This window comes from Mycobacterium persicum (genome assembly GCF_002086915.1).
GTDB lineage: Bacteria > Actinomycetota > Actinomycetes > Mycobacteriales > Mycobacteriaceae > Mycobacterium > Mycobacterium persicum.
Genome location: NZ_MWQA01000001.1, coordinates 3,966,327 through 3,973,192 on the forward strand (window position 1 = coordinate 3,966,327; position 6,866 = coordinate 3,973,192).

At 68.9% G+C, this 6,866-nt stretch carries 8 protein-coding genes and 1 pseudogene; all 9 read right to left on the reverse strand.

What is annotated here, in order from left to right:
* Window position 1: 1 nt before the first annotated feature.
* Complete coding sequence (locus B4U45_RS18105) at window positions 2–1,354, reverse strand: hypothetical protein (protein ID WP_075546902.1); 1,353 nt, start codon at window positions 1,352–1,354, stop codon at window positions 2–4.
* Between the two features lie 11 nt (window positions 1,355–1,365).
* Window positions 1,366–2,466: an o-succinylbenzoate--CoA ligase gene (gene menE, locus B4U45_RS18110; protein WP_371686805.1), complete on the reverse strand. Its 1,101-nt coding sequence runs from the start codon at window positions 2,464–2,466 to the stop codon at window positions 1,366–1,368.
* Between the two features lie 59 nt (window positions 2,467–2,525).
* On the reverse strand, window positions 2,526–2,822 hold the full coding sequence (locus B4U45_RS18115) for a DUF3349 domain-containing protein (protein ID WP_075546900.1): 297 nt from the start codon (window positions 2,820–2,822) through the stop codon (window positions 2,526–2,528).
* Window positions 2,823–2,881: 59 nt separating this feature from the next.
* Complete coding sequence (locus B4U45_RS18120) at window positions 2,882–3,175, reverse strand: hypothetical protein (RefSeq protein WP_075546899.1); 294 nt, start codon at window positions 3,173–3,175, stop codon at window positions 2,882–2,884.
* Entirely contained in the window at window positions 3,172–4,416 is a 1,245-nt protein-coding gene (locus tag B4U45_RS18125) for an inorganic phosphate transporter (protein WP_075546898.1), read from the reverse strand. The genes B4U45_RS18120 and B4U45_RS18125 overlap by 4 nt, the downstream gene beginning before the upstream one ends.
* A gap of 97 nt (window positions 4,417–4,513) precedes the next feature.
* A complete protein-coding gene (locus B4U45_RS18130; RefSeq protein ID WP_075546897.1) occupies window positions 4,514–4,921 on the reverse strand; it encodes a VOC family protein in 408 nt (135 codons plus the stop codon).
* 20 nt (window positions 4,922–4,941) lie between these two features.
* Window positions 4,942–5,571 carry a maleylpyruvate isomerase family mycothiol-dependent enzyme gene (locus B4U45_RS18135; protein ID WP_075546896.1) on the reverse strand — a complete coding sequence of 210 codons (630 nt, stop codon included), beginning with the start codon at window positions 5,569–5,571 and terminating at the stop codon, window positions 4,942–4,944.
* A 14-nt stretch (window positions 5,572–5,585) separates the two neighbouring features.
* The gene (locus B4U45_RS18140) at window positions 5,586–6,473 is read right to left on the reverse strand and encodes an SDR family oxidoreductase (protein ID WP_075546895.1); all 888 of its coding nucleotides are present in this window, start codon (window positions 6,471–6,473) and stop codon (window positions 5,586–5,588) included.
* Window positions 6,474–6,576: 103 nt separating this feature from the next.
* Window positions 6,577–6,866: pseudogene (locus tag B4U45_RS18145) on the reverse strand (hypothetical protein); the annotation flags it as partial.

A 6,866-nucleotide genomic window follows, 5' to 3' on the forward strand; every position in this document is an offset into this window, starting at 1 on the left:
CCTACCAGTTGGTGAAGATGATGCTGTTCAGCAGCAGGGCACCGACGGCGTTGACCGCCAGCCACAGCCGGTCGGACCGCGCCGGCAGCAGCGCGGGCGCCGCGGTCAGCCAGATGGTGAACGGCAGCCAGATCCGTTCCGTCTCCGCCTTGCTCAGCATGCTCAGGTCCGCGCAGACGATGGCGGCCAGCGCCCCCAGCAGCAGCAGGTGAAACCCGGAGCGGTGGCCGATCGCGTCGCGGTCGAACACCCGGCTGATGCCGGCGACGCTGCCCAGCCCGATCGCGCACACCACGCACGCCAGGTTGGCCCAGCTCCAGTACTGAAACGGCCGGTCGTGGGCGATCCCCTGCCAATAGCGTTGCTGCACCAGGGTGTAGCCCTCGAACCAGGAGAATCCGGCCACCGCGAAGGCCACCGCCACCGCCAGCGCCGCCAACACGGCCGGCCCCACCGCCCGCAGGCACACCCGCCAGTCTCTGGAAGAGGCCAGTACCGCCAATGCCGGAAGCCCCATCAGCATCAGGCCGTAGCTGAGGAAGACGCCCCAGCCCAGCAGCAGGCCTGCCCCGGCGGCCACCAGCCCGGGAAACCGCGTTCCACCGTGCACCGCAACGGCGAGCAGCGCGATACCCCACGCCGCGACGCCGGCGAAATAACCGTCGGCCGACACCGCGACCCAGATCGCGGTCGGCGCCAGAGCGAGAAACGGGGCGGCGCGGCGGGCGGTGCGCTCGCCGGCCAGCGCGCGGACGGCAACCACCACCGCCGCCGCGGCGCTCGAACCGACCAGCAGGCACAGCAGCCCGGCCCAGGCGCCGCCGTGCAGACCGAGCCGATCCAGCCACACAAACGTCAGCAGCGCGCCCGGCGGATGCCCGGAGACATGCGTGGTCCAGGAATTCGGCTGGAAGTCGACGATCCGGCCGGCGAACGTCCGGAGCGTCGCCGGGATCTCTTTGACGCCCGGCACCTCCGATAAGTACTCGTCCTTGGTGGTCAATCGGCCCGCGAAGCCTTGCTGCCAGCCGTCGATCATCGCCAGCGAGAACGCCCAGGCGCAACTGGTGACCCAGCTGCCCAGGGTCAGTAGCTGCCACGAAAGCCGTTGCACCACAAACGGACCCAACGCCACGACGGCCAGTGCGATGACGATCGCGGCGACGGTGCCCCAGCTGGCGTGGATGTCCCAGTAGCCGAATATCGGTGCCGCGCCGGCCCGCGAGGCGAAGCGTTCCAGGCCGATATCGCTGCGCGGTTTGACACCTAGGTTCGTCCGCGGCAGCACGAAGGCGGCTGCCACCAGGACGACCCCGACCGCGACGGCTACCGTTTCCCGGCGGGCAATTCTCACGATCGCTCAGCCTATTGATCGCTGGCGACTTGATCGCCGGCGACGCGGCGCACCAACGCCGCCCGGTCGATCTTGCCGATGCCGCGTCGCGGCAGCTCGTCGACGATGTGCAGCTCGCGAGGCGCGGCGGTGACATCGAGCGTGCGCGCGACCTGCGCGCGCAATGCCTCCAACGTCGGCGCGGCGCGACCAGCGCGGACCACGATCGCGGCCACCACGCGCTGGCCCAATCGGTCATCGGCCAGCCCGAAAACCGCACAGTCAGCCACCGCCGGGTGGCTGGACAATGCCGTCTCCACCGGCCCCGGCAGCACGGTCAGTCCGCCGGTGCTGATCGCGTCGTCGACCCGCCCCAGCACCCGCAGCACGCCCGAATCATCCACCGCGCCAAGGTCATCGGTGAGGAACCAGCCCGGTTCGGCGAACGGGTCGGGATCGACCGGGTTGCGATAGCCGTTGGCCAGGGTCGGGCCGCCCAGCGCGATGCGGCCATCGGCCAGGATCCGCACCCGGACCCCGTCGAGCGGCACGCCGTCGTACACGCACCCTCCCGCGGTCTCACTCATGCCGTAGGTGCGTACCACCCTGATCCCGGCCGCCGCCGCGGCTGCCACGACTCGCCGCGGAGCCGGCCCGCCGCCGATCAGCACGGCGTCCAGTTCGGCCAGCGCCGCCGTGGCGGCCGGGTCGGTGAGCGCCTTGGCCAGCTGGGCGGCCACCAGCGACGTGTATCGCTGCCCCGGGTCCAATCGCCTTATCGCACCGGGCAATTGGGTGACGTCGAAGCCCGCGGAGACATCCAGCTCGACCGGCGTGCGACCGGCGAGCACGCTGCGAACCAGCACCTGCAGTCCGGCGATGTGATACGGCGCCACGGCCAGCAGCCAGCTGCCCGGGCCGCCGAGACGGTGGTGGGTGGCCGAGGCGCTGGCGGTCAGAGCGGCCGCGGTCAGCAATGCGCCCTTGGGCGCACCGGTGGTTCCCGACGTCGTCACCACCAGTGCCACGTCGTCGTCGATCTCTTCCCCCACCCGCAATGCGGCGGAGGCAGCCTCATCGGGTGCCGCCGTCACCACCAGCGCCGAGCCGTCGCCCTCGAGAACTCGCTGCAGGGCGGGCAGCAGCAGTGAGACGGCGGAGCCCGGGGGGACGGTCAGCGCCCGCAGGACGGCTATGCCCGGTCCTCGGCGGCGTCATCGAACGGCCAGCCATGCGCGGCCAGCCGGGCGCGCACCCGGTCGACGTCATCCGGCGACGGTAGGTCGTCGGTGAATTGGGTGATCACCACCCCGATGTCGATCTGGTCGAACTCACCGCGGCGGATGAGTTCGCTGGCGACGGCCTGCACCTCGTCGTTGGTCAGTCGGCGCGCCAGCAGGGCAAGGACGGCAAAGGAGTCGGTCGGTGGAACTCCCTCGGGATAGCCCGCCCGCAGCCACGACACGATTGAGGTGAGAAATCGGTTCACGCTGTTACAACTTCCCGTCAGGCCCGCCGAAAAACCGTACGTCAGGATCCAATCTGACGCTACGCGCGTTTCGCGCCGAGGAGGTTCCAGCCGAGGTGATGGGCGATGAAGTCGCGGGCGATGTACAGGACGCCGACAATGACCACCGCCAGCACCAGCCCGAAGATGGCCCAGCCGAGCGCGACCAACACCGGGCGCCGTGGACCGGCGTGGTCCCCGACCGCCCCGACGGTGCCTGAACCGGCTGCCTGCAGCCGCACTCCGAGCGCGAACAGCGCCGGCAGCCCGGCGCCGAGCAGCACGCTGGCAATCAGGATCTTCGCCGTGGCCTCGTAGTTGAACCAGTGATTCATGACGCGTTACCGGTCTTGACCGCGTCGTCGGCACCGAAGTCCGGTAGCTGACCGTTCGATGCGACGGTGGTTGTTGGAGGTGGCGGAACCGGTTTGACCGCCCCGTCGAGCCCGGCCGTCAGGCTGCCTTCCCACTCGGCGTTGACGTTGGTGTGGTCCACCCGCGCCTGGCGCGACCGCCGCCAGATGCTGGCAGATGTCAGGCACAGCAGGCCGAAACCGACGAGAGCGCCCGGGTATCCGCCGATGATGTGCACGAGCCAGTAGGTGGTCGCGCCGACGAGGCCGGCCAACGGAAGCGTGATCAGCCACGCGGCCACCATCCGGCCGGCTACCCCCCAGCGCACCTCGGCGCCGGGCTTGCCCACGCCGCTGCCCAGCACCGAGCCGGTTGCCACCTGGGTGGTCGACAACGCGTAGCCGAAGTGTGCGGACAACAGGATCACCGCGGCCGACGACGACTCGGCGGCCATGCCCTGTGGCGGCTTGATCTCGACCAGTCCCTTGCCCAGTGTCCGGATGATGCGCCAGCCACCCAGGTAGGTGCCCCCGGCCATCGCCACCGCGCAGGACACGATGACCCACAGCGGCGGCATGGTGGCGGTTTTGCTGACCGCGCCGTAGGACATCAGGGCCAGAAAGATCACACCCATCGTCTTCTGGGCGTCGTTGGTGCCGTGCGCCAACGAAACCAGTGATGCCGAGCCGATCTGACCGTGCCGGAACCCGGCTTCGGTTCGCTTGCCCGGGAGGCCACGGATGACCCGGTACACCAGCCAGGTGCCGATCGCCCCGACGAGCGTGGCCAGCAGCGCAGCCACTACGGCCGGCACGAGCACCTTGGACACCACACCGCTCCAGATGACGCCGTGACCGCCGACGGCGGCGATCGTGGCTCCGACGATGCCGCCGATCAAGGCGTGTGACGAACTCGACGGGATGCCCAGCAACCAGGTCAGCAGGTTCCACACGATGCCGCCGACCAGGCCGGCGAACACCAACTCCAGCGTCACCAGGTTCGCGTCGATCAGACCTTTGGCGATGGTGGCCGCGACAGCGGTGGACAAGAACGCGCCCACCAGGTTCAGCACCGCCGACAAAATGACCGCTGTCTTGGGCGCCAGTGCGCCGCTGGCGATAGAGGTGGCCATGGCGTTGCCGGTGTCGTGGAAACCGTTGGTGAAATCGAACGCCAACGCCGTGATCACGACGATAATCAACAGGAACAAGTCGAGGCTCACGGCACCTGATTCTGGTAGTTGGGCTGATCCGCTGTCGAATAGCTGAGTACGCGAAATACAGGTGTACCGCCACTCGTCGCCAGATATTACTTAACCGTTAACCCGGTGTTCCGCCGCGTTCACCTCGGGTGTCTTTGCGCAGCGGGTGGCCCGGGGGCACCTCGACGAAGATCAAGGTGATGCCGTCCGGGTCGGTCACCTGCATCTCGTAGAGTCCCCACGGTTCGTGTCGCGGCTCCCGAGCGATCGGCACCCCCCGGCCGGCCAATTCGGCCCGCGTGGCGTCCAGGTCGCGCACCTGCAGCCACAGCGCCCCGGGAAACGGGCCGCGGGAGTGGTCGGGCTCGCCGTAGCCGGCCAGCTCGAGCAGCGACTGGCCAGCGAAAAGCACTGTGCCCGAAGGGTATTCGCGGGCAATGGCCAGCCCCAGCTGGTCGCGGTAGAAGCTCAGCGACTTCTGATAGTCGGCCGGCCGCAGCAGCATCCGGCTGGCCAGGATTTCCATGGTGTCGTGTCTATCACTTGTCAGTTGGCGGCGCATCGGCTCCGCAGGGTCGGCACGCCGGGGCCCGTGAGGTCGTCGCAGCCGGCCACCCGGCCGGTCATGGCCAGCAGCAGCGACAGCAGCGGGCCCTTGACCTCGTCACCCTGTCCGTGCTGCCAGTCGTGGTCGGTGGCCCGCAGCGCCAGCCCCGACACCCGGCTCTTGGAGCCGATGAGCATGTTGGAGCCCTTGTAGAAGTCGATCACCTGCGCAACCGCGTCGGGCGGGTAGGCGTGCGAGATGCCCAGCGGACGGCGGATGTCCTCGCCGTGCACGACCACCTCGCCGAGCCACGACGTCGTCGGCCCGGGTGGGGCGGAGGTGGAATGCCGCAAGCGGCGGAACTCCTCAAGGGTGGCGGCCGGGTCGGGGCCGCGGCGCTTGGCGATCTGGCCCTCGGCGAATTTGTCGAAGTTGAACCCGGCTCTGGCCAGCGCCAGAAAGAACGTGGCCGGATTCAGTGCGGCCGTCGCCGACAGGTGCGCGACGACGTCGCGCACCGTCCATCCGGTGCACAGCGACGGGGTGTCCCACTGTGCCGGCGTCAGCCTGGCGAGGTCGTCGGCGAGCGCTCCACGCTCGGCCGCGATGGTGGTCCAGATGTCGGTCATGGCACCCTCCTGAGTTAATCGCCGTTGAGGTGTTCGTTGCGTTGCTGCATGAGGGCATTGACCCAGCGGGGCCCGATGGTGTTGAGCGCCTTGGCCGCCAGGGCGATCCGCGGCGCGATCCGCACCGGCCGAGTCCGCGCGGCGGTCACCATCCAGTCGGCGGCTTCCCGCGCCGTGAGCGCGGGCATTCCCTCGTACGCCTTCGTCGGGGCGATCATCGGAGTAGACACCAACGGGTAGTAGAGCGTCGTGGAATGCACCCCGACGCGTCCCCACTCGGTTTCGATGGTTCGGCTCACCGCCGACAGCGCCGCCTTGGACGCGTTGTATACGGAGAACAGCGGCGCCGACTCCGACAAGACGCCCCACGTCGCGACGTTGATGATGTGGCCATCGCCGCGCTCGCGCATCCCTGGCGCCAGTCCGCGGATCAGCCGCAGCGGGGCGTAGTAGTTCAGCGCAATGGTCCGCTCGATGTCGTGCCAGCGTTGCAGCGACTCGTCCAGGGGACGGCGGATTGACCGGCCGGCGTTGTTGATCAGGATGTCGACGCCGCCGATGCGCCGTTGCACGTCGGCCACCAGGGCGTCGACGGCGTCCAGGTCCGAGATGTCACAGGGCATCGACATCGCCGCCCCGCCGGATGTGGTGATGCGGTCGGCGACGGCGTCCAGCAAGTCCTTGCGGCGGGCGACGACGGCCACGGTCGCGCCCTGCCGGCCGAACAGCTCGGCGGCGGCCTCGCCGATGCCCGAGGAGGCACCGGTGATCAGGATCCGCTTGCCGTCGAGGTTGACCGGCCTGATCGCGGGCCGGTTGACCAGCAGTTGCGGCGACACCGGTGGCCGCATGGTGGCCAGCGAGATCTGTTCGGCCAGCCGGCGCAGCGGACTCTTGCTCACAGGGGGGCAGTCTAGGTGGCAGCCCGGCACCCCTAGCTTGGCTAGATCCGGCGCAGCCGGAATTTCGAGTCAAGTTTGACGCCATAACGCTGCACGTTTGGTGCTAGGCGGCGAGTAGTGTTGTGTGGCTGAGGGTTTGGAGAGCTGCGTTGTAGGCGCGAGAAGCTTGCTGTAGCGGAGGGGCCGTGGTGTGGTCGGAGAGGTGGGCCAGGCCGGTGAGTAGGAAGCGGTCATGCACGCAGGTCAAGAAGTGGGCGGTGTGCAGGCCACGGTCGGTGACGGTGTAGCGGTTGCTGTGCGGGATGCGGGTGATCATGCCCCGGGATTTGAGTCGGCGCAGGTCGTAGGTTGTTTGTCCGGCGGTGACCTCATCGGGTGGCAGTCCGCGTAATT

Coding starts and splice junctions, on each gene's coding strand:
- B4U45_RS18120 (WP_075546899.1), bottom strand. CDS start 3,175: ATGAATCACTGGTTCAACTACGAGGCCACGGCGAAGATCCTGATTGCC.
- B4U45_RS18135 (WP_075546896.1), bottom strand. CDS start 5,571: ATGACCGACATCTGGACCACCATCGCGGCCGAGCGTGGAGCGCTCGCC.
- B4U45_RS18130 (WP_075546897.1), bottom strand. CDS start 4,921: ATGGAAATCCTGGCCAGCCGGATGCTGCTGCGGCCGGCCGACTATCAG.